At 68.4% G+C, this 26,368-nt stretch carries 22 protein-coding genes and 1 pseudogene; 11 read left to right on the top strand and 12 right to left on the bottom strand.

The features are described 5' to 3' along the window. Window positions 1-96: 96 nt before the first annotated feature. Window positions 97-339 carry a DUF7455 domain-containing protein gene (locus ACTHM3_RS08400; protein WP_440293372.1) on the top strand — a complete coding sequence of 81 codons (243 nt, stop codon included), beginning with the start codon at window positions 97-99 and terminating at the stop codon, window positions 337-339. 60 nt (window positions 340-399) lie between these two features. Here ACTHM3_RS08400 and ACTHM3_RS08395 read toward each other — a convergent pair whose 3' ends face one another. From ACTHM3_RS08395 to ACTHM3_RS08365, 7 genes are all read right to left on the bottom strand, one after another. Further along, a complete protein-coding gene (locus tag ACTHM3_RS08395) occupies window positions 400-1,566 on the bottom strand; it encodes an alanine racemase (protein WP_440405650.1) in 1,167 nt (388 codons plus the stop codon). Next, the gene (locus tag ACTHM3_RS08390; protein ID WP_440405649.1) at window positions 1,485-2,516 is read right to left on the bottom strand and encodes an alanine racemase; all 1,032 of its coding nucleotides are present in this window, start codon (window positions 2,514-2,516) and stop codon (window positions 1,485-1,487) included. The genes ACTHM3_RS08395 and ACTHM3_RS08390 overlap by 82 nt, the downstream gene beginning before the upstream one ends. Before the next feature lie 71 nt (window positions 2,517-2,587). Next, window positions 2,588-3,343, bottom strand: a complete 756-nt coding sequence (locus ACTHM3_RS08385) for a type 1 glutamine amidotransferase (protein WP_440293375.1) — start codon at window positions 3,341-3,343, stop codon at window positions 2,588-2,590. After that, window positions 3,340-4,614 (bottom strand): MurT ligase domain-containing protein, encoded by a 1,275-nt coding sequence (locus ACTHM3_RS08380; protein ID WP_440293376.1) that lies wholly within the window; start codon window positions 4,612-4,614, stop codon window positions 3,340-3,342. Before ACTHM3_RS08380 ends, ACTHM3_RS08385 begins: the two co-directional genes overlap by 4 nt. Window positions 4,615-4,621: 7 nt before the next feature. Next, window positions 4,622-6,010 carry an RNA polymerase sigma factor gene (locus ACTHM3_RS08375; protein WP_440293377.1) on the bottom strand — a complete coding sequence of 463 codons (1,389 nt, stop codon included), beginning with the start codon at window positions 6,008-6,010 and terminating at the stop codon, window positions 4,622-4,624. A gap of 335 nt (window positions 6,011-6,345) precedes the next feature. Then, complete coding sequence (locus ACTHM3_RS08370) at window positions 6,346-7,596, bottom strand: MFS transporter (RefSeq protein WP_440293398.1); 1,251 nt, start codon at window positions 7,594-7,596, stop codon at window positions 6,346-6,348. A 140-nt stretch (window positions 7,597-7,736) separates the two neighbouring features. After that, the gene (locus ACTHM3_RS08365) at window positions 7,737-8,654 is read right to left on the bottom strand and encodes a proteasome assembly chaperone family protein (RefSeq protein WP_440293378.1); all 918 of its coding nucleotides are present in this window, start codon (window positions 8,652-8,654) and stop codon (window positions 7,737-7,739) included. A 94-nt stretch (window positions 8,655-8,748) separates the two neighbouring features. Here ACTHM3_RS08365 and ACTHM3_RS08360 point away from each other — a divergent pair, with 94 nt between their 5' ends. The 3 genes from ACTHM3_RS08360 (at window position 8,749) to sucB (ending at window position 13,558) form a co-directional block, all read left to right on the top strand. After that, on the top strand, window positions 8,749-10,326 hold the full coding sequence (locus tag ACTHM3_RS08360; protein WP_440405746.1) for a leucyl aminopeptidase: 1,578 nt from the start codon (window positions 8,749-8,751) through the stop codon (window positions 10,324-10,326). A gap of 102 nt (window positions 10,327-10,428) precedes the next feature. Further along, a complete protein-coding gene (gene lpdA, locus ACTHM3_RS08355; protein WP_440405648.1) occupies window positions 10,429-11,802 on the top strand; it encodes a dihydrolipoyl dehydrogenase in 1,374 nt (457 codons plus the stop codon). A gap of 148 nt (window positions 11,803-11,950) precedes the next feature. After that, complete coding sequence (gene sucB, locus ACTHM3_RS08350; RefSeq protein WP_440293381.1) at window positions 11,951-13,558, top strand: 2-oxoglutarate dehydrogenase, E2 component, dihydrolipoamide succinyltransferase; 1,608 nt, start codon at window positions 11,951-11,953, stop codon at window positions 13,556-13,558. 12 nt (window positions 13,559-13,570) lie between these two features. Here the strand turns inward: sucB and ACTHM3_RS08345 are convergent, their stop codons facing one another. Next, window positions 13,571-15,109, bottom strand: a complete 1,539-nt coding sequence (locus tag ACTHM3_RS08345) for a protein kinase domain-containing protein (protein WP_440293382.1) — start codon at window positions 15,107-15,109, stop codon at window positions 13,571-13,573. Window positions 15,110-15,199: 90 nt separating this feature from the next. On the opposite strand from ACTHM3_RS08345, the gene lipB reads away from it, so the two are divergent. The 3 genes from lipB (at window position 15,200) to ACTHM3_RS08330 (ending at window position 17,585) form a co-directional block, all read left to right on the top strand. Continuing rightward, window positions 15,200-15,835 (top strand): lipoyl(octanoyl) transferase LipB, encoded by a 636-nt coding sequence (gene lipB / locus ACTHM3_RS08340; protein WP_440405647.1) that lies wholly within the window; start codon window positions 15,200-15,202, stop codon window positions 15,833-15,835. Further along, entirely contained in the window at window positions 15,832-16,821 is a 990-nt protein-coding gene (gene lipA / locus ACTHM3_RS08335) for a lipoyl synthase (RefSeq protein ID WP_440293384.1), read from the top strand. Before lipB ends, lipA begins: the two co-directional genes overlap by 4 nt. Window positions 16,822-16,883: 62 nt before the next feature. Beyond that, the gene (locus tag ACTHM3_RS08330; RefSeq protein WP_440293385.1) at window positions 16,884-17,585 is read left to right on the top strand and encodes a DUF4191 domain-containing protein; all 702 of its coding nucleotides are present in this window, start codon (window positions 16,884-16,886) and stop codon (window positions 17,583-17,585) included. Window positions 17,586-17,608: 23 nt separating this feature from the next. Here the strand turns inward: ACTHM3_RS08330 and ACTHM3_RS08325 are convergent, their stop codons facing one another. Next, window positions 17,609-18,034: an RDD family protein gene (locus ACTHM3_RS08325; protein WP_440293386.1), complete on the bottom strand. Its 426-nt coding sequence runs from the start codon at window positions 18,032-18,034 to the stop codon at window positions 17,609-17,611. A 137-nt stretch (window positions 18,035-18,171) separates the two neighbouring features. On the opposite strand from ACTHM3_RS08325, the gene glnA (ACTHM3_RS08320) reads away from it, so the two are divergent. Further along, window positions 18,172-19,596, top strand: a complete 1,425-nt coding sequence (gene glnA, locus ACTHM3_RS08320) for a type I glutamate--ammonia ligase (protein ID WP_440405646.1) — start codon at window positions 18,172-18,174, stop codon at window positions 19,594-19,596. An 85-nt stretch (window positions 19,597-19,681) separates the two neighbouring features. Here the strand turns inward: glnA (ACTHM3_RS08320) and ACTHM3_RS08315 are convergent, their stop codons facing one another. Next, window positions 19,682-22,672, bottom strand: coding sequence for a bifunctional [glutamine synthetase] adenylyltransferase/[glutamine synthetase]-adenylyl-L-tyrosine phosphorylase (locus ACTHM3_RS08315; protein ID WP_440405645.1), 2,991 nt, complete (start codon window positions 22,670-22,672; stop codon window positions 19,682-19,684). A gap of 47 nt (window positions 22,673-22,719) precedes the next feature. Next, entirely contained in the window at window positions 22,720-24,057 is a 1,338-nt protein-coding gene (glnA, locus tag ACTHM3_RS08310; protein ID WP_440293554.1) for a type I glutamate--ammonia ligase, read from the bottom strand. A gap of 87 nt (window positions 24,058-24,144) precedes the next feature. Between glnA (ACTHM3_RS08310) and panB the strand changes: the two genes are divergently transcribed. Continuing rightward, window positions 24,145-25,017: a 3-methyl-2-oxobutanoate hydroxymethyltransferase gene (gene panB / locus ACTHM3_RS08305; RefSeq protein ID WP_440293555.1), complete on the top strand. Its 873-nt coding sequence runs from the start codon at window positions 24,145-24,147 to the stop codon at window positions 25,015-25,017. Between the two features lie 60 nt (window positions 25,018-25,077). Here the strand turns inward: panB and ACTHM3_RS08300 are convergent, their stop codons facing one another. Beyond that, window positions 25,078-25,278, bottom strand: a complete 201-nt coding sequence (locus tag ACTHM3_RS08300) for an SPOR domain-containing protein (protein ID WP_440293556.1) — start codon at window positions 25,276-25,278, stop codon at window positions 25,078-25,080. A gap of 12 nt (window positions 25,279-25,290) precedes the next feature. On the opposite strand from ACTHM3_RS08300, the gene map reads away from it, so the two are divergent. Together map and ACTHM3_RS08290 are read left to right on the top strand one after the other, a co-directional pair. Continuing rightward, entirely contained in the window at window positions 25,291-26,157 is an 867-nt protein-coding gene (gene map, locus ACTHM3_RS08295; RefSeq protein WP_440405644.1) for a type I methionyl aminopeptidase, read from the top strand. A gap of 17 nt (window positions 26,158-26,174) precedes the next feature. Further along, window positions 26,175-26,368: pseudogene (locus ACTHM3_RS08290) on the top strand (ROK family protein); the annotation flags it as partial.

The following is a 26,368-nucleotide window of genomic DNA, read 5'->3' as shown; positions in this document are numbered from 1 at the left end:
GAAATGGGCCCGGATGGAGCATGCTCACGGTGTCGACGTGCTTGTATGGAAACAACCAATCGCAGAACGTTCGGGTTTTCCAGAAAGGAGCTCAGCATGTCGAACTACGCAGGCCATGTCGCCACCCCCGGTGCCGACGAGCTCCCCACGGGCCCCGCGCTGACCGCAGCCGACCGCTGCGACGCGTGCGGTGCGCAGGCGTACGTGCGGGTGACCGTGAACGGCAGCGAGCTGCTGTTCTGCGCCCACCACGCCAAGAAGCACCACGAGAAGCTCTCCAGCATCGCGACCAACTGGCACGACGAGACATCCCGTCTCTTCGAGGACCAGCGGGCCTGACGACACACTGACATCGGGAGGCGTCCCTTCGCTCCGGCGAGGGGGCGCCTCCTTCGTCGTTCACCCGCAATAGGTGCGCGGGATGCGCCGGTCCACCTTGAGCACGATCTCCTCGCCGATGGTGTCGATCGACTCGGCCCACTCGGTCGCCGTCGGCTCGCCGTCGTCGCCCGGACCGAAGAGAACCGCCTCATCCCCCACGCCGGCGTCGCCCGCGTGCACCGACATCCAGTCCCGGCCGACGCGGAGCACGGGATGCCTGTGCCCCCGGATCCCGACGCCGACCGCGCTCGCTTCCGTGCTCCGACCGACGACACTGGACGGCACACCGTGCCAGGCACCCAGCGGAAGGACGGCCTCGCCGTCGCGCACATCGACGACATGGGTGCGCAACGACATGACCGGACTGATGCCGAGCTCGGGCTCGTGCGGACCGCCTGCCGGTGAGATGCCATAGACGAAGGCGCCGACACGCACCAGGTCGTACCGGAATTCGGCGCGCAGGAAGGAGGCCGCGCTGGCGGCCAGATGCCGGTACTCGGGCGCCAGTCCGACAGCCTCCGCCGAGGAGAGCGCCGAGTCGAAGCGCACGCGTGCCCGATCGTCGTCCTCGTCCGACGCCTCCGAGATGTGGCTCCACACTCCGTCGACCGAGATCCGCCCCTCCGCCTGCAGCTGGGCTGCCCTGGCGACGAACGGGCGCCAGTCCTCGACGCGCACGCCGTTCCGGTTGAGGCCCGTGTCGATCTTGAGATGCACCCGAATCGGCCGGGCAGTACCCGCGGATGCTGCTGCCTCGAGCACGCCGCGATCGCCGACGCCGAGGTCGATCCCGGCGTCGTGCGCGGCTGCCAGATCATCGCGCGAGCTGAGCAGCCACGCGAACACCCGTGGCCCTTCGCCCACGACGGATCGGACACGCAGCGCCGTCTCCACGTCGAGCGCGCCGACCCAGCGGATGCCGTGCTCGATCGCCCTGGGCACGAGCACGTCCGCGCCGTGCCCGTACGCGTCGTTCTTGACCACGAACATGGTCTCTGCGGGGGCGACCCGGGAGCGCACAGTGCGCAGGTTGGCGTCGAACCGGGCGAGATCGACCCTGGCGTGAGTCAGCGGCGCGTTCGCGTCGGATCGCTGTGTCGTGCTCATCGTGTATAGCTCCGCACCACTCGGGGACCCATCGCCGCTGCGATCTCCACCGGATCGAACCCGGTGATCGACGCCCACTCCGACACAGTCGGTTCTCCGGCGGCCGGATCGCCGAGGAAGACCACCTCGTCTCCGGCATGCACGACGGCATCGCCGACGTCGATGACGACCACGTCCATCGCGACGCGTCCGATCACCCGGGCGGGGCATCCGTCGACGAGCACGGTCGCGCGGTTGCCGATGCTCCTGGGCACACCGTCGGCGTAACCGCAGGTGACGAGCGCGATGGTGCCATCCTCCGGCGCTCGGTAGATGTAGCCGTACGAGACGCCCTCCCCCGCCAGAATGCGTTTCACCGTCACGACCTGGCCGGTCAGTCGTGCCACGGGCGCCCCCGTCGACGTGCCGTCGGGCAGCGGGATGCCGTACAGACCGCGCCCGACCCGCACATACGCGTCGTCGGCGCCGTACCCGGCGAGCACGCCGGCCGTGCCGTGCAGGTGTCTCGACAGCTCGGGTGCGAGCGCAGCCGCTTCGTGGAGGGCGGCGGATGCGGCGGCGTGCCGGGTGCGGGCATCCGCGACGCCCATGAGAGCAACCGGAGGAACTGCGCCGGCGATCGCCTCGAAGGCGCCGCGATCATCCGGCCGGATGCCTCGCGGCGCGCCGCCGCAGTCGATCACGACGTGTGCACCGGATGCGCCGAGGGCCGTCGCGTCGTCCGCCTCCCGCTGCGTGGCGACCGCTGCCTGCACGCCGAGGCCGTCAGCGACCGCGCCGGTGGGTCGGAGTGCTAGAAGGGGCGCCGCGATGCCGGCGTCCCGCAGCCGAAGCGCCTCGTCGAAGTCCGCGACGGCGAGTAGATCCGCTCCGCCCTCGAGGCAGGCACGGGCCACAGGAACGAGACCGTGGCCGAAACCATCGTGGTCGACGCACGCGATGAGACCGCGTGCGGCCTCGCGATAGCGGCGCACATTGGCGGCCAGCGAGTCGAGGCGAACCGAGAGACGGCGGGAATCGGCGGTCACGGCACGGCAATCTTCGTCATGGTCTCGATACTCCCCGCTTCACCGGACGGATCCTCACAGGAGCGTCCGGGTCACTGAATCGTGGTGAACACCGACGATACGTGGGCTCGCATGCGTTCGGTCGCCCGCTCGGCGAGCCGGTCGAACTCCGCCAGCGAGGCATCCGGCGTGTAGGTGATCCGCGCGTGTCGGGCGGCGGCCGCCGCGAGACAATCCGCGAGCCAGGGGTTGAGCGGAAGCAAGGGGCCCTGGAGCAGCGTTCCCGTGATCGTCGCGGTCTGGACCCCGTCAGGACGCGACACCGTCCCCGTCACGTCGCGAAGGATCGTGACGAACGGCCGGGCCACGCCGGACAACTCCGTGGCCTGGTCCTCGAATCCGATCACTTGCCGTTTCGTCCCGTCGCCGCCAGCGGTCTCTGCTATCGCATACCCGACCCGGCGTGCACGTCCGCGGTGCGCGGTCACGGGTAGGAGCCCGAGACCGTCGAGCGAGCCGGTGCGGTCTTCGATGCGGGCGCAGAGCAGTTCGAGACCGGCCCCGACCGCGAAGAACGGAACGCGCTCCGCCCACTGGGACAGCGTCGCGCGCTGCGAGAGGGCGTCCGCATTCACGCGCCGCAGCGCCGACAACGGGCCGTTGCCGATCACGACCAGGTCGGGCTCGGCACCCAGCGCGGATCCCGGGCGGTGCTCCTCGACGGTGACCGGCACGCCCGATCGCTCCAGACGAGTTCGGAGCACATCGACATTGCCCGCATCGCCGGTCACGCCGAGCTCGTCGGGGTACAGCTGAAGAATCCGCACTCCGGCGGCATCGTGCGTCACAGGCGAGTCTCCAGGTCCGGGAATCCGAGGTATTTGCGCGCCAGCATCATCTGCTCGTAGTTCACGAACCACAGCTTTCGGTCGTGTTCCGGAGCGGGAAGGGCGCGCATGAGTTCGATCGCCTTCTCGAGGTCCGGCTCGACGGTCGTGACCGGGACGCCGGCGTAGGCGAGCCGCAACGCGACCTGCCACGACTTCTCGCCAGTGACAACGTCCACGTGATCGAGTGCGTCGAAGTCGACGTCGTAGATCCACGAGATGTCGGGCGTTCCCTCGTCGAGGGCGAACATGACCTGCTGCGGCGGCGTGCTCAGCGAGTCGAGGTTGAGCTGAAGGCTCGGTCCGTTCTTGAACATGACGAACTCGACCGACTCGTCGCCGAACGGAATGACCTCTCCCCTGCCGTATGCCGGCCGCATGCTGCCGAACGCCTGCACGACGCGCTTCGTGTCGAACTCGTCGCCCAGCACGAGGCGCGCCGTCGCGGATGCCGCTGCCGCGTCGACCGCATAGTGCAGTCCGCGCGCCGGCAGCTCGACCGAGACCACGTCGCCACCCACGGCGATGGTCGCCTCGCGTCCGCCGAACGACCGCACCTCGCCGAGTGCGGCCGGCCTGGCGGCCTCCGCGCCGTCACGGAAGTCCGGTGCGTTCAGGAGGCCGTGCTTGCTGGCAGCGAGCACGGAGTCGGATGCCCCGAAGTACGACACGTCGGGCACGGACTTCGAACCGAGGCGGCTCTGCACCTGACTCAGCAGCGGGTCTTCCCGGTTCGTGACGATGTGCTCGCTGGCCAGCACCGAGGCATCCAGCATCATGTCAGCGACGCGCTCGGTCTCGTAGAAGCGGTACAGCTGGTCGACCTGGCAGTTCAGCATGAGAACCGTGCGGGGACTGAGCAGTCGCGCCAGGTCGACGGCGAACGCCTCGTCCACCTCGAGCACCGCGACGTCGGCCGGCAGTTTGCCGGCAAGGGTCACCTCCGAGAGCATCGCCGAGGCGATGCCCTGCGGAAGGTTCGCCCCACTGGGGTTCGTGAACACTCGGAGGCCGTGCGCGCGCAGCAGCTCCGAGACCATGTGCGTGGTCGTGGACTTGCCGTTGGAGCCGAGCACGAAGACGACGCCGTGGCCCCACTGCGCAGAGACGTCCTCGATGAAGCGGGGCCACACCTTGCGCACGAGGTACCCGGGGAAGGCGGAGCCGCCGCCCCTCAACCGTGTGGCGAACCGCGCGAGGCGGCCGAGCAGGATCGCGAAGAATCGCCTCACGCGCGGCCTACTCGAGGTAGTCGCGCAACGACTGGGACCGCGACGGGTGCCGGAGCTTGGCCATGGTCTTCGACTCGATCTGGCGGATGCGCTCGCGCGTCACCCCGAACGTGTCTCCGATCTGGTCGAGCGTCTTGGGCATTCCGTCGCCGAGCCCGAATCGCATGCGGATCACCCCGGCCTCACGCTCGGAGAGCGAGTCGAGCAGGCTCTCCAGCTGCTTCTGCAGCATGGTGAAGCCGACGGCATCCGCCGGCACGACCGCCTCGGTGTCCTCGATGAGGTCGCCGAACTCGCTGTCGCCGTCCTCGCCGAGCGGGGTGTGAAGCGAGATCGGCTCCCGGCCGTACTTCTGCACCTCGATGACCTTCTCCGGGGTCATGTCGAGCTCCTTGGAGAGCTCCTCAGGAGTGGGTTCGCGACCGAGGTCCTGGAGCATCTGGCGCTGCACGCGGGCGAGCTTGTTGATGACCTCGACCATGTGCACCGGGATGCGGATGGTGCGGGCCTGGTCGGCCATCGCACGGGTGATCGCCTGGCGGATCCACCAGGTGGCGTATGTGGAGAATTTGAAGCCCTTGGTGTAGTCGAACTTCTCGACGGCACGGATGAGGCCGAGGTTGCCCTCCTGGATCAGGTCGAGGAACTGCATTCCGCGACCCGTGTAACGCTTGGCCAGCGACACCACGAGGCGCAGGTTCGCGCCCAGCAGGTGGCTCTTCGCACGCTGACCGTCACGGGCGACCCAGCCGAGGTCACGGCCCAGCTGGGACCGCTTCTCCTGGTCGGTCATCGCGCCGAGCTTCTCCTCGGCGAACAGGCCAGCCTCGATGCGCATCGCCAGCTCGACCTCTTCGGCCGCATTCAGCAGCGCTACCTTTCCGATCTGCTTCAGGTAGTCCTTGACCGGGTCGGCCGTCGCACCGGTGATCTGCGCGGAATAGACGGGGATGTCGTCTTCCTCGTCGGCTGCGCGAAGCACGATGGCGCCGGTGGGCAGCGCCTCGCCCGAGTCGTCGTTCGTCTCGGCGGCGGCCTCTGGCTTGGTCGTGTCCTCGGCGGAGTCCTCGGATGCGTCGTCGGTCGTCTCGACATCGGCCGAGTCGTCGACGACCTCGTTGTCATCCAGCTCAGAAGGCTCGACGTCGTCGGGCTCTTCCTCATCGAGCTCGTCTTCGTCGGCGGCCTTCGCCGGTGAGGCCTTGCTCGATGCCTTCGCGGGCGATGCCTTGCTCTTGGCGGAGGACTTCGAGGCGGAAGCCCTCGCCGTGGTCTTGGACTTGGATGCCGTGGTCTTGGCGGACGCCGTCTTAGGCGTCGCGGCCTTGGCCGTCTTGGCGGCGGTCGTGGTCGTGGGCTCCTCTACCGTACGGGTGTCAGCGGTTTTGGCTGCCATGGAGTTCACCTTCCAGCCCTCTCGTGCGGCACGCAGGACAGTGCTGTTCGAGGGGGTGCGGGTCGCTTGCGGACACTATGAGGACCCATGTCAAGTCCGGAGACGATCCGCACTGCTCGTCGACCGGCCGCTGGCCGATCGTGCAAGTGGTGCTGTCCGAAGATGAACGGGTCCAAACACCGATTATTGCACGATTACGAACCGTTCGGCGTCGCTTGAGACGTGACCGTCCGGCAACACTCAGCGACGATGAAGGTTCCTTCGCGCATCCAATGCAACCTTCGGCCATCCCCTTCTATTCCCTTAAAGGGCCGGCCCACTCGTAGTGGCATGCTTCAGCGCCGGCGGGTCTTGGGCTGATCCATGCCGATGTGGATGCGGGTGTGCTTGCGCTCGCGCACGATGAAGAAGATGCCGATGAGCCAGAGCGGCACCTGGGTCAGGAAGGCGATGCGGAACGCGTCGAGGCTGTACGTCGAGGGAGTTCCGGCCCCTTGCAGGTCCAGCGCCGCTCCGATCAGGAAGATCGCGATGAGTCCGGCGAGGAACGCTCCCGTGTTCGTGATACCGGTGGCCGTGCTGAGGCGGTGACCGGGATTGAATGTGCGGGCGTGGTCGAACGCGATCATCGATGCGGGGCCGCCTGAGCCGACGGCGATGGCCAGAAGGACCAGCAGCCAGACCGGAGCAGGCGTGGGCCACGCGATCACGACCAGCCACACCACGAGCTGAGAGATGACGGACGGCAGCACGAGCGCCCGGGAGCGCGAGTTCGGCAGCCGACCGGAGAGCGTTCCGAGCACGGGGCCGAGCACCATGCCCACGACGACGTAGACCGTTGTCACGCCCGCGGCCACCGGGGCGCTGAGGCCCTCGCCCGCCGTGAGGAAAGGGACGCCCCAGAGCAGGATGAACGCGTTCCCGGCGAAAGCCGTGGTGAAGTGTGACCAGAACGCCAGTCGGGTGCCGGGGTGCGACCACGCCGCGCGGAAGCCGACACGGGTGTCCGCTGCAGACGTGACGACGCGGATCGCCCCTGTTCGGGTGTCGACCGACACGTCGCCGGCGACGTCCGGCGGGTGGTTGCGGATGATCGCGAACACGAGCACCGCGAACAGGAGGCAGAGCCCTGCGACGGAGCCGAAGGCGATCGACCAGGTCGTCGCGTGAACGAGTGCAGCGAGCGGGATGAGCGCGAGCAGCTGGCCGGAGAGGCCGACGAGGCCGGTCAGCTGCACCATCAGTGAGTTGCGTTGCGCCGGGAACCAGGTGGCCACGAGTCGCACCACGCTGGGGAACACGGCGGCGTCGCCCGCGCCGATCACCATGCGCGCGAGGATGGCGATTCCCACGTTGGGCGAGAGCGCCATGAGGAGCTGTCCGACGGCCATCAGCACCATGCCGGCCGTGATGATCGGGCGGCTGCCGAGACGGTCGAGGAGGATGCCGATGGGCAGCTGCATGGCACCGTAAACGGCCAACTGCAGAACGGCGAACATCGACAATGTCGAAGCGTCGGCCGAGAACCGGTGCGCGGCATCCGTGCCGACGGCCGCCAGCGAGGTGCGGTTGGCGACGGAGAGCATGTATGCCGTGACGCCGATGCCCCAGATCAGCCAAGCGCGCCACGGCTGGGCGCGGGATGGCGAAGAGGAGGGCAAGCAGGGATCCGATCGGCGAAACGAGCGCCTTCCAGCCTACCGGCTGCGATGTGCGAGGACTTCGGTCAGGAGTCCTCGTCGCCCCGGCGGCGATACGCGAGGAAGTTCTCCAGTTCCGCCGCGATCTCGTCGGCCGACGGCAGAGCACCGTCGACATGGGTGAGCGGCGACTTCAGCGGGCTGTCCTGCATGTACGCGTCGTGACGCTGTTCGAGTGCGCCGACGAGACGCTCCAGCTCCGGGTTGCCGGCGACCTGCTCATCGATGTTCGCGACGAACTCCCGGTCGTCCTCCCGTAGCTTGTCGGTCGGGAAGATCAGACCGGTCGCCGAGCTGATGTTCGAGATCGCGGCTACGGCCGCGGCCGGGTACTCGGTGTCTCCGAGATAGTGCGGAACGAGCAGAACGAACCCGATCGTGGAGGCGCCGACCTCCTGCAGTCGGTATTCGATCAGGTGCATCGCCGTGGCGGGTGCCTGCGTCGTCGGACGCCACACGGACATCGCGTCGGCCAGGCCTTCGCGATTGCCGCTCACCGTCACTCCGATGGGACGCGTGTGCGGGACCGGCATCGGAATCGAGTGCACCCAGATCGTGGAGCGCACCTTGAGGAGCGACACGAGGTCGAGCACGGCGCTGCTGAACCGCTCCCACTGGAAGTCCGGCTCGTACCCGGTGAGGAGCAGGAACTGCTGGCCGACCTCGTCGCGCATGAGGTAGAGGCTCAGCTGCGCCGGCCGGTAGTCCGTGAGGTGATCCTCCTCGAACGTGATGATCGGGCGTCGTGCGCGGTAGTCCAGCAGCGCATCGGAGTCGAACCGTGCGATCTCCTCGGAGTCGAGCGTTTCGAGCAGGTAGGAGTTCAGCTGCGAGACCGCGCCACCGGCGTCGGCGAAGCCGGTGAGGGCCGCGACCAGATAGAGCCCGGTCGGCACGGTGTCGAGCGCCGTCCGGACGTCGTAGAGCTCACGCGGATCCTGCATGAAATCCATGCTAGCCAGCGGGTCCCGACCAGCCGGGCGGGTCTCGCAAGCCCACAGCGAACACGCGAACTGCATCGCCCGTACGATTCGTTCCATGTCTTCGTCCAGCACAGCGGGGTCCTCGTCCCGTTCGTCCTCTCTTCCGTCCTCGACCTTCGAGCTCCACCTCGCCGATGAGCGGCCGGCGGCCGCGGGGGGCGACGTTCTCGTGCTCTTCGTGCGGGCAGGCAAGGACGGACCTGAGCTGCTCGGACATGACGGACACCGGGAGCTGCTCGGTCAGCTGAAGGTCACAGGAGCGCCGGATCAGCTGGTGCGAGTCCCGTCCGGCGTGGTCGACGAGCTGCCCGTCGCTCTCGTGGGCCTGGGCTCCGATGTGACGGCGAGCGCGCTGCGCGCGGCGGCCGGCACGGCGGCTCGGCTGTCTGCCGGAGACCGGCGGCTCATCATCGAGGCGCCGGACGTGGGATCAGGTGCTCAGGATGAGACCGCATCCGCTGCAGACGGGACGGGGGAAGCGGACCGCCGCCTCGCGGCCCTGCTCGAGGGCGCCGCGCTCGGCGGCTACGTGTACGAGGGGCGGCCGCGCGGCGACGACGACCGCTCCCCGGCGTCGAAGATCGTCGTCGTCGGGTCCTCGCAGGCATCCGAAGCGCTCGTCGAACGGGCGACTGTGCTGGCCCAATCGGTGCATCTGACCAGGGAGCTCGTCAACACTCCCCCGTCGGCGCAGAGCCCTGACGCGCTCGCCCAGGCGGCGGTCGAGGCCGCCTGCGGCCTTCCCATCGAGGTGCGCGTCTGGACCGAGACGGAGCTCGCCGACGACGGCTTCGGCGGCATCCTCGGTGTCGGCAGCGGCTCGACTCGTCCGCCACGTCTGGTGCGCCTCGACTACGCTCCCGACGCCGCGGCCGGACACATCGCGTTCGTGGGCAAGGGCATCACGTTCGACACCGGTGGGCTCTCCCTCAAGCCGCCCACCTCGATGGTCGGCATGAAGTACGACATGGCGGGCGCGGCATCCGTGCTCGCCGTGGTGATCGCGGCCGCCAGGCTGCGGCTGCCGGTGCGAGTCACTGGCTGGATGTGCATCGCGGAAAACATGCCGTCCGGATCGGCCATCCGGCCGAACGACGTGCTGACGATCCGAGGCGGCACTCGCGTCGAGGTGCTCAACACGGATGCCGAGGGCCGGCTCGTACTCGCCGACGGCCTGCGGGCGGCGACCGAGGAGCATCCGGATGCCGTCGTCGACATCGCGACACTGACCGGCGCGCAGATGGTCGCGCTCGGCACCAGGTACTCGGCGGCGATGGGCGACGACGGCCTCGTGAAGCAGGTGACGGATGCCGCCGAGCGGGCCGGTGAGCTCGTCTGGCCGATGCCGCTGCCGTCGGAGCTTCGGGCCCGCTTGCGGTCGGAGGTGGCGGACCTGACGAACGCGACGCCAGGGAACACTGCCGCAGGCATGTTGCTTGCGGGGGTCTTCCTGCGTGAGTTCGTGGGCAGGTCGTCCGACGAGCCCGACGCGGCGACCGTGCCGTGGGCGCACCTGGACATCGCGGGGTCCGCTCAGAACGACGGCGCACCGTACGGTTACACGCCCAAGGGAGGCACCGGCGTGCTGGTTCGTACCCTGATCACGCTGACCGAAGAGTTCTCGGCTCGGTAGTAGGGTCGTATGGGCAGGAACGCCTGCCGAACGACGGCGCCTTGCAACCGACACACATGCTCGCAGGGTGCCGTTCACCATCCCGACCCGAGGAGTGAATGGGTGTCTGAGCAGAACTTCGACATCGTTGTTCTGGGAGGCGGGAGCGGAGGCTACGCGGCGGCATTGCGCGCGAGCGAACTCGGCTTCTCCGTCGCCCTGATTGAAAAGGACAAGGTCGGAGGGACCTGCCTGCACCGGGGATGCATCCCCACGAAGGCGCTTCTGCACTCGGCCGAGGTCGCCGACTCGACGCGCGAGGCGGCCAAGTTCGGTGTGACGGCGGTGCTCGAGGGCATCGATATAGAGGCGGTGACGACGTACCGCGAAGGCATCGTCGCCAAAAAGTACAAGGGACTTCAGGGGCTCGTCAAGGCACGCGGCATCACCCTGGTCGAGGGCGAAGGCCGGCTCGTCGCTCCGAAGACCGTGCGCGTCGGCGACGTGGAGTACGTCGGCAAGTACGTGATCCTCGCCACAGGCTCATACTCCCGGTCGTTGCCCGGTCTCGAGATCGGCGGCCGCGTCATCACGAGCGAGCAGGCACTGCAGCTCGACTTCGTTCCGAAGAAGGTCGCCGTGCTGGGCGGCGGCGTGATCGGCGTCGAGTTCGCGAGCGTGTGGAAGTCGTTCGGTGCAGACGTCACGATCATCGAGGCGCTCCCGCACCTCGTGCCCAACGAGGACGAGTCGATCAGCAAGTCTCTCGAGCGCGCGTTCCGCAGGCGCGGCATCGACTTCCGCCTCGGAGTTCGCTTCCAGAGCGTGACGCAGAACGACGATGGCGTCGTCGTGACGCTCGAGAACGGCGACACGGTGGATGCCGAGCTCCTGCTCGTCGCGGTCGGCCGCGGTCCGGTGACGGCGGGCCTTGGTTACGAAGAGGCCGGCATCACGATCGATCGCGGATTCGTGATCACGGACGAGCGACTTCGCACCGGGGTCGACGGCGTCTACGCCGTCGGCGACATCGTTCCCGGTTTGCAGCTGGCACACCGCGGCTTCCAGCAGGGCATCTTCGTCGCCGAGGAGATCGCGGGCCTGAACCCGATCGTGGTCGACGACGTGAACATCCCGAAGGTCACGTACTGCGACCCGGAGGTCGCCTCTATCGGCCTCAGTCAGGCGAAGGCGGAGGCGGAGTACGGCAAGGAGAACGTCACCTCCTACGACTACAGCCTGGCCGGAAACGGCAAGAGCGAGATCATCGGCACGGGCGGATCCGTCAAGGTGGTCCGGGTCAACGACGGGCCCGTGGTCGGCGTCCACATGATCGGCGCGCGCGTCGGCGAGCTCATCGGCGAGGCGCAGCTGGCGGTGAACTGGGAGGCCTACCCCGAAGACATCGCTCCGTTCATCCACGCGCACCCGACACAGAACGAGTCGCTCGGCGAGGCGTTCCTGTACCTGGCGGGGAAGCCGCTCCACACGCTCTAGAGGCGATTGAGGGGAGAGACGCGCGAGCTTGCTCGTGTGTCCGACCCGATTGAGCCAGTGAGTGGCGCAGCCACGATAATTCCGCGGCACAGCCGAGTCACTGCAATAAGCTTTCGTAACGAATCGCATTCCTGAAGGAGACTTACTCATGAGCGAATCCGTCAGCCTCCCGGCACTCGGTGAGAGTGTCACGGAAGGCACGGTCACCCGCTGGCTGAAGCAGGTGGGCGACCGCGTCGAGGTCGACGAGCCCCTGCTCGAAGTATCGACCGACAAGGTCGACACCGAGATCCCGTCGCCGGTCGCCGGCGTGGTGGAGCAGATCCTCGTGCAGGAGGACGAGACCGTCGAGGTCGGAACCGCGCTCGTGACGATCGGAGATGGCTCTGGAGCGAGCGCAGAGGCTCCGGCCCCTGCTCAGGAAGAGGCGGCTCCGGCCCAGCAGCAGGCCGCCCCGGCAGAGCAGCAGGCCGCGCCCGCCGAGCAGCCCGCAGCGCCCGCCGCCGAGCAGGCCGCGCCGCAGCAGCAGCCGGCCGCTGAGCAGCCTTCGGCCGAGCAGCCCTCGCCGGAGCCGGCACAGCAGCCGCAGGCCTCCGAGCAGGCCGAGGTGCCGTCGACCGCGGCGGAGACGCCGGCTCAGGCGCCCACCCCCGCGCCCGTCGACCAGCCCCCGGCGCCGCAGCAGCAGACCGCGCCTGCGGCCGAGGCACCTGCCCCCGCTGCAGCACCGGCCACTCCTCCCGCCGCAGCCCCGGCCGCTCCCGCGGCACCGGCCGCTCCCGCGGCACCGGCCGCTCCCGCGGCACCGGCAGCTCAGGCAGCTCCCGCTGCTCCCGCGCCTCAGGCATCCGGCTCGCACGCGGGCTCCGGCTACGTCACTCCGATCGTGCGCAAGCTGGCCAACGAGCAGGGCGTGGACCTCGCAACCGTGACCGGCACCGGAGTGGGCGGGCGCATTCGCAAGGAAGACATTCTGAGCGCGGGCAGCGGCGTCTCGGCCGCACCAGCCGCCGCCGCGAGCACCAAGCTCGAGACTTCCCCACTGCGCGGAACGGTGCAGCCGATGTCGCGTCTGCGCAAGGTGGTCGCCGACCGGGCCGTCGTGTCGATGCAGAACTCGGCACAGCTCACCACGGTGGTCGAAGTGGACGTCACCAAGGTCGCCGCGCTGCGGAACCGTGTGAAGGCCGACTTCGAGAAGGCCACGGGCACGAAGCTGTCGTTCCTGCCGTTCTTCACGCTGGCCGCTGCCGAAGCGCTCAAGGCGTATCCCGTCATCAACGCGACGGTCGACGGCGAGAACATCGTGTACCCGGACCACGAGAACATCTCGATCGCGGTGGACACCGAGCGCGGTCTGCTCACCCCGGTCGTTCGCAGCGCGAGTGACCTCAACATCGCCCAGCTCTCGCAGCAGATCGCGGACCTCGCACAGCGCACTCGCGACAACAAGCTGAAGCCCGACGAGCTCGCCGGCGGAACGTTCACCGTGACGAACACCGGGTCGCGTGGCGCACTGTTCGACACTCCGCTGGTGTTCCTGCCGCAGGTGGCGATCCTCGGCACCGGCATCGTCTCGAAGAAGCCGGTCGTCGTGCAGGCGGACGGCACCGATTCCATCGCGATCCGCTCGACCGTGTACCTCGCCCTGTCGTACGACCATCGCATCGTCGACGGTGCGGACGCCGCGCGGTTCCTCGTCGCGGTGAAGAACCGTCTCGAAGAGGGTGCGTTCGACTCCGACCTCGGTATCTGAGGCGGGCAGCAGCTAGCTTTCGAACAGAGCACGAAGACGCCAGCCGGCTTCGGTCTTGATCAGCAGGACCGAAGCCGGCTTCGTCGTCTCGCCCGCCGGAGCCACCGAGACGACTGCAGCGTCGCCGATGGTCTCCGTCAGAGTCAGCCGATCGAGCTCCGGCGCCTCCTGTCCCTTCTGTCCACCGGCGATCACCGAGCGGTCGGCCGCGAACAGCGGCGAGTCGGCTTGGTCGACGTCGGCGAGACATCCGTCATCACCCCTCTCCAGACAGGTGTGGCGGGCCTGGAGCAGACGGAACGCAGCGTGCACGGGGTCGTCGGCGTCGGCCGGCCGCTGATCCGTCGCTTGTCGTGTCGGAGGGGCGGACCGTGCGGGAGACGGAACCGACGACCGCGTTTCACGCGTCGTTCGCACCGTGGGCCCGGTCGTGGGTGCCTCTGCGTGCCCGGCCGGCGTGCTCGGCAGGGCGAGCAGCGCGACGAGCGTCAGGGCGACGGCTCCCCCGGCACCGATCAGCACGGGTCTTCTGCGACCGGCTAGGAGGCGACGTAGCCATCTAGAGACCGCAGGCATGACGCCGTGCTCCATAGCGGACGCCAGGATCGCGGCGACGCGGTGCCTGACAGGAATAGATTCCACTCCGGTGACGCGCGCTCCAAGCGGCCGCCCGGGTTGCTCGTCGCCGGGGGTTCGAGTTCGAGACGTCTCGTCGCGGTGAGGTACGCTCGGCGCGTCCGCCGCGTCCGGCCCCTTCGGACGCGCAGTCAGGGCGACAGCAAGCGGTCCCATGGAGAGCGGCGCCGGCGGCCCGAGCGCGAAGAGCACCCGTTCGACGTCATTGACCGCGCCGCCCTCGGCAACACCTTCGATGCGGAGCCGCCCGATCGCGCGACGAACGCCTTCCGCCTCGTCGACTTCGATCGTCTCGGCGCGGGCGAGGATCCCGTCCACGATCATCGCGCAGCGGTCCCAGTCCGCGGCAACGCCGGCCGGCGTCGCGTGGGCGACGGACCCGAAACCGAGCAGCACGGGGCATCCGTTCTCGTCGAAGCGGATGCTCGTCGCCGCGACGTTCCCGTGCACCCAGCCCGCCGCGTGGACGGCTCGTATCCCCCGGAGCACCGAGACGGCGGCTGTGACGACCTCGCCGGTGTCGAGAAGCGGGCGGTCCCGCAACCAGTCCGAGAGCGTGCGCCCGGATAGCCGTTCCAGCACGAGGCACACCGGCCGGTCGGGTGCGTGCGAGACGTCGATGACCCCCACCACGTGCGGAGAGTCGACGGCACTGAGGCAGGCGACCTCGTTTGCGATCCGAGCCGGGTCGACATCATCCGCATACGCCTTCAGGACCACCTGGCCGCCGTCGCCGGACGCGAGGTAGGCGACGCAGTGCTCACCGCGCCCGACCGTCCGCAGCAGGCGGTAACCGCCGAGCTCGCTCCAGACGGCAGCGGTGGCGTGATCCCGCTCCATCGTGGTCTCGGGCGAGGTGCCTCGGTGCCTGCGTCTCTTGCCTGCCATGAACACCAGCGTGCCGCGGATGAGCATCCGCCCGCGCCTTGCCGCGGCCTTCTGTGAGGCGCTGGCGGCGTGTGCACGGTGGGGAGGAAGAGCGCAACGCCGCTATAGACTCGACGAGTGATCGACTACGTCGACACGGGGCTAAGCGCCAACTCCGTGCCGTATCTCGACGCTCTCGACCAGCAACGTGCCGTGCACGCTGCCGTCGTCGACGGGCGGGCGCCAGACACCGTCATCCTTCTCGAGCACGAGTCCGTGTACACGGCCGGCAAACGAACCGAGCCGGACGAACGTCCCGCGGACGGCACGCCGGTCATCGATGTGGACCGTGGCGGGAAGATCACCTGGCATGGTCCAGGACAGCTCGTCGGGTATCCGATCCTGCGCCTGAAAGAGCCGATCGACGTGGTCGGGTACGTGCGGAGGCTGGAAGGCATGCTCATCGACGTGCTCGCCGACCTCGGCGTCGACGGGCATCGCGTCGACGGCCGCAGCGGGGTGTGGGTCTCGACGGATGGCCCGGACGCGAAGATCGCGGCCATCGGCATCCGCGTCGCCTCCGGCGTCACCATGCACGGGTTCGCCCTCAACTGCAGCAACGACCTGGAGCCGTACGAGCACATTGTGGCGTGCGGCATCCGCGATGCCGGAGTGACGACGATCTCCCGCGAACTCGGCCGCACCGTGACGCCGCAGGATGCGGCACCCCTGGTGCGCGCGCACTTCGACTCCGTCATCGGGGTCGCCGCGTGAGCGCCGCGCCGGACGGGCGCAGACTGCTGCGCCTGGAGGCCCGCAACGCCCAGACGCCGATCGAGCGCAAGCCCGAGTGGATCAAGACCCGCGCTCGCATGGGACCGGAGTACACGCAGCTCCAGGGGCTGGTGAAGTCCGAGGGGTTGCACACGGTCTGTCAGGAAGCCGGCTGCCCCAACATCTATGAGTGTTGGGAGGACCGGGAGGCCACGTTCCTCATCGGAGGAAGCCAATGCACCAGGCGGTGCGACTTCTGCCAGATCGACACCGGCAAGCCCGCCGACTTCGATGCGGACGAGCCACGTCGTGTCGGCGACACGGTGGCACGCATGGGACTGCGCTACGCGACGGTGACGGGCGTGGCGAGGGACGACCTCGCGGATGAAGGCTCATGGCTCTACGCGGAGACGATCCGGGAGATCCACCGTCAGGCTCCAGGGACCGGCGTCGAGATCCTCGTGCCGGACTTCTCGGGACGGCCGGAGCACCTGCGCCGAGTGTTCGACGCGGAACCCGAGGTGTTCGCGCACAACGTGGAGACCGTGCCGCGGCTCTTCAAGCGCATCCGGCCGGCGTTCCGCTACGAACGGTCGCTGGATGTCATCACGCAGGCGCGCGACGCCGGGATGATCACGAAGTCCAACCTCATCCTCGGCATGGGCGAGGAGCGCCGCGAAGTGAGCGACGCGCTGCGGCACCTGCACGACGCGGGCACGGACATCCTGACGATCACGCAGTACCTCCGGCCGAGCCCGCGGCACCTGCCGGTCGCTCGGTGGGTCAAGCCCGAGGAGTTCGTCGAGCTCAAAGCGGAGGCGGAGGCGGTCGGATTCCTCGGCGTGCTCTCCGGTCCACTGGTGCGCTCGTCGTACCGAGCCGGCCGGTTGTGGGCGCAGTCGATGACGGCGAAGGGCCGCCAGATCCCTGCTCATCTGAACGCACTGGCGGATGCCTCGCTCGGCTTCGCTCGGGCGGTCGGCTGAGGTTGCCGAACCGGCCCCGTCGGCCGCATTCCGGGCCGTGCTGAGCCGGTATCCTGGACACCATGGCACGCAAGGACACCGCAGCGACGAAGGAACCCGGTCGCATCAAGCAGATGTGGCAGGTCTTCCAGATGACCCGCCGCTACGACTCCCGCGCTCAGTGGTACATGCTGGGCACGCTGCTGCTGGGTGCCGCGATCGGCGTTGTGCTCGCGCTCACGCTCACCGGCGGCAACGTGTTCTCGCTCGTGCTGTGGATCGTCGCGGGCGTGCTCCTCGGTGCTCTCGGTGCCATCATCGTGCTCGGCCGACGGGCCGAACGTGCCGCCTATTCGCAGATCGAGGGCCAGCCAGGTGCTGTCGGGGCCGTGCTGCGCAGCTCGCTGAAACGCTCCTGGCGTGGCAGCGAGATGCCGGTGGCCGTGAACGGACGCACCCGCGACGCGGTGTACCGTGCCGTCGGCCGCGGCGGCGTCGTGTTGATCGGCGAGGGGCCGGCGACGCGCACCCGCAAGATGGTGGAGGACGAGCGGCGCAAGATCGCCCGCATCGTGCCGAACGTGCCGATCAATGTGTTCAACGTGGGCCCGGATCCGGACGCCGTCCCGCTGCACAAGCTCGCTGGCCGCATGGCGAAGATCAAGGTCGCGCTGACCAAGCCCGAGGTGCTCGCCGTCGACAACCGGCTCGGCTCACTGGGAACGCAGATGCCGATTCCGAAGGGCGTCGACCCGTTGAAGGTGCGCCCGCAGCGCGCTCGCTGATCACCGCCGGCCAACGGGGTCGGTCACGCGCGCAGCAGCGCCGTTCCCGCGACCTTGTCGTGGAACCCGCGCTGATCCGAGTCCCACACGACGGCCGGGATCACGACGCAGAGCAGCACGGTGCGCACGAGCGGGCGCCACAGCCCGACCCAGGTCCCGTTCAACGCGACGAGGCGCAAGCCCAGGACGCGGTGTCCGATGCTCCCACCGATGGTCGGGATGAACACGTACTGCAGCAGCGCGAAGATGCCCAGTGTCGCCCAGCTGTCGTAGTGGAAGAACGCGAACGAGAGCAGGCTCGCGATCGCCCAGTCGACGATCAGGGCGAGGATACGTCGCCCCGGCCTGGCGATCGATCCCGACCCCGTCTCGGGAAGCCCGAGCCGTTCTCCGGGGTAGCGGCTGGGCGCGAGATCGCCGAATCGGCGCGGAGTGGTGGAGGTGGGCACCGGGCAAGCTTACTGACGCAGGCTGCGTAACATCCCCGAAACAATCGCGATACGGTGGGGAAACCGCCGCCCCCTAGCCTGTCACCGGCTGCTCGCGCAGCACGATTCGACTCCCGTCACCTTCTTGGAGAAACCACATGTTCAGTGATTCGTCCGAGGTGCTCAAGTTCATCAAGGACACGGACGTCAAGTTCCTCGACATCCGGTTCACCGATCTCCCCGGTGTGCAGCAGCACTTCAACATTCCCGCCTCCACCGTCGACGAGGAGTTCTTCTCCGTCGGGCAGCTCTTCGATGGCTCCTCGATCCGCGGGTTCGCGTCGATCCACGAGTCGGACATGCAGCTCATCCCCGACGTGACGACGGCATACGTCGACCCGTTCCGGGCGGAGCGCACGCTGGTGATGGTGTTCGACATCTTCAACCCGCGCAACGGCGAGGTGTACGGCAAGGACCCGCGTCAGGTCGCGAAGAAGGCAGAGAAGTACCTCGCATCGACGGGCATCGCCGACACGGCGTTCTTCGCCCCCGAGGCCGAGTTCTACATCTTCGACGACGTGCGCTACGAGGTGAAGCAGAACACCGCGTATCACTTCGTCGACTCCGAGGAGGCGGCCTGGAACAGCGGTCGTGCCGAAGAAGGCGGCAACCTCGCCAACAAGACCCCGTACAAGGGCGGATACTTCCCGGTCTCCCCCGTCGACAAGCAGGCGGATCTGCGCGACGACATCTCGCTCAAGCTCATCGACGCAGGCCTGATCCTCGAGCGCGCCCACCACGAGGTCGGCACCGGCGGCCAGGCGGAGATCAACTACCGCTTCGACACCATGGTGCACGCGGCCGACGACATCCTGAAGTTCAAGTACATCGTCAAGAACACGGCTGAACAGTGGGGCAAGACCGCCACGTTCATGCCGAAGCCGCTGTTCGGCGACAACGGCTCCGGCATGCACACGCACCAGTCGCTGTGGAACGAGGGCAAGCCGCTGTTCTACGACGAGGCGGGCTACGGCGGCCTCTCCGACATCGCACGCTGGTACATCGGCGGTCTGCTCAAGCACGCCGCGAGCGTGCTGGCGTTCACGAACCCGACGGTCAACTCGTACCACCGCCTGGTTCCGGGCTTCGAGGCTCCGGTCAACCTGGTGTACTCGGCGGGGAACCGCTCCGCCGCCATCCGCATCCCGATCACCGGCACGAACCCGAAGGCGAAGCGCATCGAGTTCCGCGCGCCGGACGCCTCCGGCAACCCGTACCTCGCGTTCGCGGCGCAGCTGATGGCCGGCATCGACGGCATCCGCAATCGCATCGAGCCGCACGAGCCGGTCGACAAGGACCTCTACGAGCTGCCGCCCGAGGAGGCGAAGGCCATCCCGCAGGTGCCGGGAACCCTGGATGCCGTGCTCGACGCACTGGAGGCCGACCACGACTTCCTCACCGCCGGCAACGTGTTCACGCCCGAGCTCATCGAGACCTGGATCGACTACAAGCGCGAGAAGGAGATCAAGCCGCTCGCGCAGCGTCCGCACCCGTTCGAGTTCGAGCTGTACTACGGAGTCTGAGCCCTCAGGCGCAATCGGAAGCGGGCCGTCCTTCAGGGGCGGCCCGCTTCGTCGTCTAGACCCATGTGGTTGTGCTTCGACGAGCTCAGGAGTCGTAGAAGTTGCGCTCGAACACCGCTCGCGCCCGCCTGGTGACCGCGAGGTACTCCTCCTCGAGGGCGCTCGCCGATCCCCGCGGGTAGCCGAGCAGCCGGGCGACGCCGTCCAAAGCCTTGCGCTCGGAGGGCAGCAGGTCCGAGGTCTTGTTCGTCCACAACGTGACGGCGCTGCGCGCGCGGGAGGCGAGCATCCACGCCTCGCGCAGGCGTTCGGCATCCGCCTGTTCCAGAAGTCCGAGGTCGACGCAGGCAGTGAGGGCGTCGAGCGTGGAGGTGGTGCGCAGAGCGGGCGATGATGCGGCGTGCTGGAGCTGCTGAAGCTGAACGAGCCACTCCACGTCGCTGAGCGAGCCTCGGCCCAGCTTGAGGTGTCTTGCCGGGTCGGCGCCCTGCGGTAGGCGCTCGTTCTCCACCCGCGCCTTGATGCGCTTGACCTCGCGCACGTCGCGCTCTGAGATGGAGGACGGGTAGCGCACCGAGTCGGCGAGCCGTTCGAAGTCGGCGAGCAGGCCATCGTCGCCCGCGATGCCCCGCGCCCGCAGCAGGGCCTGCGCCTCCCAGGTGAGGGACCACCGCTGATAGTAGGCGCGGTAGGAGTCCAGCGAACGGGCGGGCGTGCCGTTCTTCCCCTCCGGGCGCAGGTCCAGATCGAGCTCGAAGGGCAGGCGAGCGTCGTCGGTGAGCCGGTTCAGCTCGGAGACGATCGACAGGGCCGCCGGATGCACGGCCTCGGTCTCCACTCCGTCGTGCGGGCGGAAGACGTAGACGACGTCCGCGTCGGAGCCGAAACCCAGCTCCCTGCCGCCGAAGCGCCCCATCGCGATCACCGCGAACTCCATGGGCGCCGGTGCCTCGGCACGGATCGCCGAGAGGATGCCGGTGATCGTCACCTCGGTGATGTCGGTGAGTCCGGCGGCCAGCTCCGTGACGTTCGCGACGCCGAGGATGCCGGCGAACGCGAGTCTCAACACCTCCCTGCGCCGAACGGCGCGGATCGCCCTCGCCGCCGCGTCCGGCGTCTCGTGGCGGTCGAGGATGGCCGCGACCTCGTCGTCGAGCGCGGCGCGCGGCCTGGCGCGAAGATCGGCGTCGTCGTCGAGCCATGCGACGCTCTCCGGGATGAGCCCGAGCAGCTCGCCGGCGAACCGGGACCCCGAGAGCACGCGGGTCAACCGCTCGGCCGCGCCGGACGAGTCGCGGAGCATCCGCAGGAACCAATGCGTACCGCCGAGATCCTCGCTCAGCCGCCGGAACGTGAGCAGCCCGTAGTCGGGGTCGGCGCCGTCGGCGAACCACTGCAGCATGACCGGAAGCAGGGTGCGCTGGATGGCCGCGCGCCGCGAGACGCCCGACGTCAACGCGGCGATGTGCTGCAGCGCCCCCTGCGGGTCGACGAAGCCGATGGCGGCGAGGCGAGCCTGAGCCTGCTCGCTGGTCAGGGCCTGCTCTCCGGTGAGCGCCCCTTCGTCCCCTGGCAGTGCCGCAACGGCCGCGAGCAGCGGGCGGTAGAACAAACGCTCATGGAGCCCGCGCACCCGGCGCTTCACGGCGGCCCAGACATCCGTCAGCTCGTCGGCTCCGGCGGCCAGGCCCGTCGCTCTGGCGAGCACACGCAAACGGTGCTCGTCGCGCGGCATGAGATGGGTGCGGCGGAGCTCGGAGAGCTGGATGCGATGCTCGAGCAGGCGCAGTACCCGGTAGTCGCGCGCGAACTCGGCGGCCTCTGCCCGACCGATGTAGCCCGCGGCGGCGAGGGCCGCGAGGGCGGGCAGCGTTCCAGCGACCCGCACCGTGGGATCGGTATGCCCATGCACGAGCTGCAGCAGTTGCACCGTGAACTCGATGTCACGCAATCCGCCCGGCCCGAGCTTCAGCTGCCTGTCCACTTCGTCGGCAGGGATGTTCGCTGTCACGCGCTCGCGCATGCGCTGCACGGACTCGACGAAGTTCTCCCGTTCCGCGCTCGACCAGACGAACGGGGCGAGCGCATCCGTGTACCGGCGTCCGAGGGCCGGATCTCCGGCGATCGGCCGCGCCTTGAGCTGAGCCTGGAACTCCCAGCCCTGCGCCCAGCGGTCGTAGTACGCGAGATGGGATTCGAGGGTGCGCACCAGCGCGCCGTCCTTGCCCTCGGGGCGCAGATTCGCGTCCACCTCCCACAGCGGCGGCTCGATCGCGAACTCGTCGATCCCCCGCATGGTCAAGGTCGCGAGCCTGGTACCGACGTCGACCGCCCTCGCGGACGACACGCCCGCCGCCTCGTCCCCCTCGACCACGAAGATGACATCGACGTCGCTCAGGTAGTTGAGCTCCTCGGCCCCGGTCTTGCCCATGCCGATCACGGCCAGTTTCGTTCCCGCGACGTCGGCGGCCGGGAAGGTTCCCGGCCCTGTGCCGCTCGCGGTCGCACGTGCGACGGCCAGCGACGCGTCGAGGGCGGCGCCGGCGAGTGCGGCGAGCGTGCGAGCTATCGCGGCGATGCCGTCGACCGGGTCGCTCTGCTGCAGGTCGAAGGCCGCGATCTCTGTGAGCCGAGTGCGGTAGCGGGCGCGCAGGGCGATCCAGGCATCCTCCCCCGCGATGGAGGCGACGCCGTCCCGTGCGCCGACCGATTCCAGCAGGTCCTGGCGCAGGTCCGACTCGGTCGGCAGACTTTCCAGCGGCCGCGCGAACACGCCGAGGGCTTCCGGCCGACGCATCAGGAACTCGGCGAGCCCGCTGGAGGCTCCGATGACCTGCAGAAGCCGGTGGACGGCATCGGGGTCGGCGAACAACCCTGCGGTCTCGTCCGGCCGGCGACGCAGCAGGGCGAGCATCCTCTCGAGCGCGGCGTCCGGGTCGGCCACGTCGACGACGAGCTCGATGAACCGCTGAGGCGGCGGACCGCCGAGGGCGGCCAGCTCATCCAGGCGGGAGCGGGCGTCAGAAAGCCCCACGAAGCCCGCCCTGGCCAGAGCGGTCAACGTGATCGGCGGCATCTGTATGGATTCCTGCGTGGTGAACGGGCTCGAGGGATGCCGGTCGATCAGAGGATCTCGAGGTTCGTGCGCAGCTCGTACGGCGTGACCTGGGCGCGGTACTCGCGGAAGTCGCGCTGCTTGTTGGCGAGCACGTAGTTGAAGACCTGCTCCCCCAGCGTCTCTGCGACGAGCTCCGACTCCTCCATGCGCTGCACCGCCTGGTCGAGGCTCGACGGCAGCGCGTGGTAGCCCAACGCGCGCCGTTCAGCGTCGCTCAGCGCCCACACGTCGTCCTCCGCCTCGGGCGGAAGCTCGTACTCCTGCTCGATTCCCTTGAGGCCGGCCGCCAGGAGCAGCGAGAACGCGAGATACGGGTTCGCCGCGGAGTCGATTCCGCGGTACTCCACCCGAGCGCTCTGTCCCTTGCTCGGCTTGTAGAGCGGAACGCGCACCAGGGCCGAACGGTTGTTGTGGCCCCAGCACACGTAGCTGGGTGCCTCGTCACCACCCCACAACCGCTTGTACGAGTTGACGAACTGGTTGGTCACCGCCGTGATCTCCGGTGCGTGCTGCAGTACACCGGCGATGAACTGCCTCGCCACCTTGGAGAGCTGATACTCCGCACCCGGTGCGAAGAACGCGTTCGTGTCGCCCTCGAACAGCGACAGGTGCGTGTGCATGCCGCTTCCCGGATGCCCGGTGAGCGGCTTCGGCATGAATGTCGCGTACACGCCCTGCTCGATCGCCACCTCTTTGATCACCGTGCGGAACGTCATGATGTTGTCGGCCGTGGTGAGCGCGTCCGCGTAGCGCAGATCGATCTCGTTCTGCCCGGGGCCGACCTCGTGGTGGCTGAACTCCACCGAGATCCCGAGGTCTTCGAGCATCCGTACCGACCGTCGACGGAAGTCGTGCGCCGTGCCGCCCGGCACGTTGTCGAAGTATCCGGCGGAGTCGACCGGCTCGGGGCCGCTCTCGCCGAACTTCGACGACTTCAGCAGGTAGAACTCGATCTCGGGATGCGTGTAGAACGTGAACCCACGCTCCGCCGCCTTCTCGAGCGTGCGCTTGAGCACGTTGCGGGGATCCGCTACGGCCGGCTCGCCGTCCGGCGTGGTGATGTCGCAGAACATGCGGGCGGTGGGGTCGACCTCGCCGCGCCACGGCAGGATCTGGAAGGTCGTGGGATCCGGATGCGCGAGCAGGTCGGACTCGAAGGTACGTGTGAGACCCTCGATCGCCGAACCGTCGAAGCCGAGCCCCTCCGTGAAGGCGCCCTCCACCTCGGCCGGCGCGATCGCCACGGACTTCAGTGTGCCGACGACATCGGTGAACCACAGGCGGATGAACTTCACGCCGCGTTCCTCGATGGTACGGAGCACGAAGTCGCGCTGCTTGTCCATGAAGATCCCTTTCCTCGCGCTCGCGGTCGGTGACGGTGGGACGGATCCAGATTATCTGGTAGTAGCGGCGTGGATAGACTGACCGCCATGGCTGAGCAGGCAAGCGAACCGTCGTCCAACGCTGCCGAGGAGCGGCCGTATGGCGGCGCTTCTGAAGGCGGGCCGCGTCGGGTGCGCACGAGGCACTTCCAGAACGCGAAGGCCAGCGGGATCAAGATCACCGGGCTCACGAGCTATGACATGCTGAGCGCGCAGATCTTCGACGAGGCGGGCATCGACTTTCTCCTGGTCGGCGACTCCGCGGGCAACAACGTCTTCGGTTACGACACCACCCTTCCGGTGCGCGTCGACGACCTCATTCCGCTCACCCGTGCCGTCGCGCACGCCGTTCGCCGTGCCTTCGTGGTGGCCGACATGCCGTTCGGGTCATACGAGACCGACGTGCAAGACGCGCTGCACACCGCCGTGCGCTTCATGAAGGAGACCGGAGCGCACGCGGTCAAGCTCGAGGGCGGTCGGCGAAGCGCTAAGCAGATCCGCCGCATCGTCGACGCGGGCATCCCTGTGATGGCCCACATCGGCTACACGCCGCAGAGCGAGCACCAGCTCGGTGGTCACATCATCCAGGGGCGCGGCGAGTCGGGTGTCGAGGCGCTGCTCGCCGACGCCCATGCCGTCGAAGAGGCGGGAGCCTTCGCTGTGGTGCTGGAGATGGTGCCGGCGGATGCCGCGGCGCAGGTCACGAAGGAGCTCGGTATCCCGACCATCGGCGTGGGTGCCGGGCCCGACGTCGACGGACAGCTGCTGGTCTGGACGGACTGGGCCGGGTTCACGACGGGTCGGGTTCCGCGCTTCGTGCGCCAGTACGCCGACCTCAAGGGCGTTCTAGGCGACGCGGCGCGACGGTACCGCGACGATGTCGAACAGGGCGAGTACCCGGGGCCCGAACACAGCTACTGAGTCGTCGGCGCCCTCAAGCGCCCGCCCGAGCGGGCGATCAGCCGGTCAGCGCCCGGAGCTTCAGTTGCCCTCTGCGGCGTCTTCGTCTGCCCAGCGCTGGCTGTTCTCGCGGATCTTGTCCCACGCGTGTTCGGCGCCCTCGCGGGTGTCGAACGGCCCCAGCCTATCGGGCAGCGGCGACTTGAGGCCCTGCTCGACCTGACCGGTCTTGGTGTTGTACCAGAACTTGTGCACCATGTCGTCGTCGTACGCCTCGGCCATAGGGTTGATCTTATGCCCAAGGACTCCTCTGGCCACCTGATACCTGGTCACGTCTCGCCCCGTCGCCCGGTTCCCGCTTCCATTCCCCGCCCGGAATACGTCGGCCGTCCCAGCCCTGCCCGAGACGACCGCGGCGACGTCTATCCGGCGGAGGAGATCGAGCTGATCCGCGAGTCCGGCCGCATCGCCGCGCAGGCGATCGCTCTCGTCGGCGAACACGCCAGACCGGGAGTGACGACGGAGGAACTCGACGCCGTGGCGCACGAGTTCCTTGTCGCTCAGGATGCCTATCCCTCCACACTCGGCTACCGCGGCTACCCCAAATCCAGCTGCACCTCCGTGAACGAGGTCATCTGCCACGGCATCCCCGACGACACCGTGCTCGAGGATGGCGACATCGTCAACGTCGACATCACCGCGTTCAAGAACGGGGTTCACGGCGACAGCAATCAGACCTTCATCGTCGGGCGGGCATCCGACGAGGTGACGCAGCTCGTCGAGCGCACCCGCGAGGCACTGAACCGGGGCATCAAGGCGGTGGCGCCCGGCCGGCAGGTTAACGTGATCGGCCGCGCCATCGAGTCGTACGCCAAGCGCTTCGGCTACGGCGTCGTGCGCGACTTCACCGGGCACGGCGTGGGTCGCTCATTCCACTCGGGGCTGATCATCCCGCACTACGACTCTGCACCGGCGTATGACACCGAGATGGTGCCTGGCATGGTCTTCACGATCGAGCCGATGCTCACGCTCGGCAGCCGCGACTGGGACATGTGGGAAGACGACTGGACCGTGACCACGAAGGACAAGTCGATCACCGCTCAGTTCGAGCACACGCTCGTCGTCACGGAGCGGGGCGCCGAGATTCTGACCCTTCCTTGAGCCGGTAGATTTCCCTCATGACCTCCACGACGGCAATCGGGATCGACATCGGCGGAACGGGGATCAAGGGCGGCATCGTCGACCTGAAGTCCGGAGAGCTGGTCAGTGACCGGGTCAAGCTGGCCACGCCCAAGGGAGGCAAGCCCGACGACATCGTCGAGACCACCAGGGAGGTGCTCGAAGCTCTCGCCGGCGACGATCCGAACGCGCC

The organism is Pseudolysinimonas sp. (assembly GCF_051954455.1).
Lineage (GTDB): Bacteria > Actinomycetota > Actinomycetes > Actinomycetales > Microbacteriaceae > Pseudolysinimonas.
The sequence above is the reverse complement of the archived record's forward strand: the minus strand, read 5'-3'. Positions and strand labels throughout refer to the sequence as shown.

Excerpts from the sequence above, each read along its gene's own strand:
- ACTHM3_RS08370 (WP_440293398.1), bottom strand. The coding sequence starts at position 7,596 with ATGCTCTCCGTCGCCAACCGCACCTCGCTGGCGGCCGTCGGCACGGAT.
- glnA (WP_440293554.1), bottom strand. The coding sequence starts at position 24,057 with ATGGACAAGCAGCGCGACTTCGTGCTCCGTACCATCGAGGAACGCGGC.
- ACTHM3_RS08360 (WP_440405746.1), top strand. The coding sequence starts at position 8,749 with ATGTCTTCGTCCAGCACAGCGGGGTCCTCGTCCCGTTCGTCCTCTCTT.
- panB (WP_440293555.1), top strand. The coding sequence starts at position 24,145 with ATGGCTGAGCAGGCAAGCGAACCGTCGTCCAACGCTGCCGAGGAGCGG.
- ACTHM3_RS08400 (WP_440293372.1), top strand. The coding sequence starts at position 97 with ATGTCGAACTACGCAGGCCATGTCGCCACCCCCGGTGCCGACGAGCTC.
- ACTHM3_RS08365 (WP_440293378.1), bottom strand. The coding sequence starts at position 8,654 with ATGCAGGATCCGCGTGAGCTCTACGACGTCCGGACGGCGCTCGACACC.
- sucB (WP_440293381.1), top strand. The coding sequence starts at position 11,951 with ATGAGCGAATCCGTCAGCCTCCCGGCACTCGGTGAGAGTGTCACGGAA.
- ACTHM3_RS08300 (WP_440293556.1), bottom strand. The coding sequence starts at position 25,278 with ATGGCCGAGGCGTACGACGACGACATGGTGCACAAGTTCTGGTACAAC.
- map (WP_440405644.1), top strand. The coding sequence starts at position 25,291 with ATGCCCAAGGACTCCTCTGGCCACCTGATACCTGGTCACGTCTCGCCC.
- ACTHM3_RS08315 (WP_440405645.1), bottom strand. The coding sequence starts at position 22,672 with ATGCCGCCGATCACGTTGACCGCTCTGGCCAGGGCGGGCTTCGTGGGG.
- ACTHM3_RS08330 (WP_440293385.1), top strand. The coding sequence starts at position 16,884 with ATGGCACGCAAGGACACCGCAGCGACGAAGGAACCCGGTCGCATCAAG.
- glnA (WP_440405646.1), top strand. The coding sequence starts at position 18,172 with ATGTTCAGTGATTCGTCCGAGGTGCTCAAGTTCATCAAGGACACGGAC.
- ACTHM3_RS08345 (WP_440293382.1), bottom strand. The coding sequence starts at position 15,109 with ATGCTCATCCGCGGCACGCTGGTGTTCATGGCAGGCAAGAGACGCAGG.
- ACTHM3_RS08375 (WP_440293377.1), bottom strand. The coding sequence starts at position 6,010 with ATGGCAGCCAAAACCGCTGACACCCGTACGGTAGAGGAGCCCACGACC.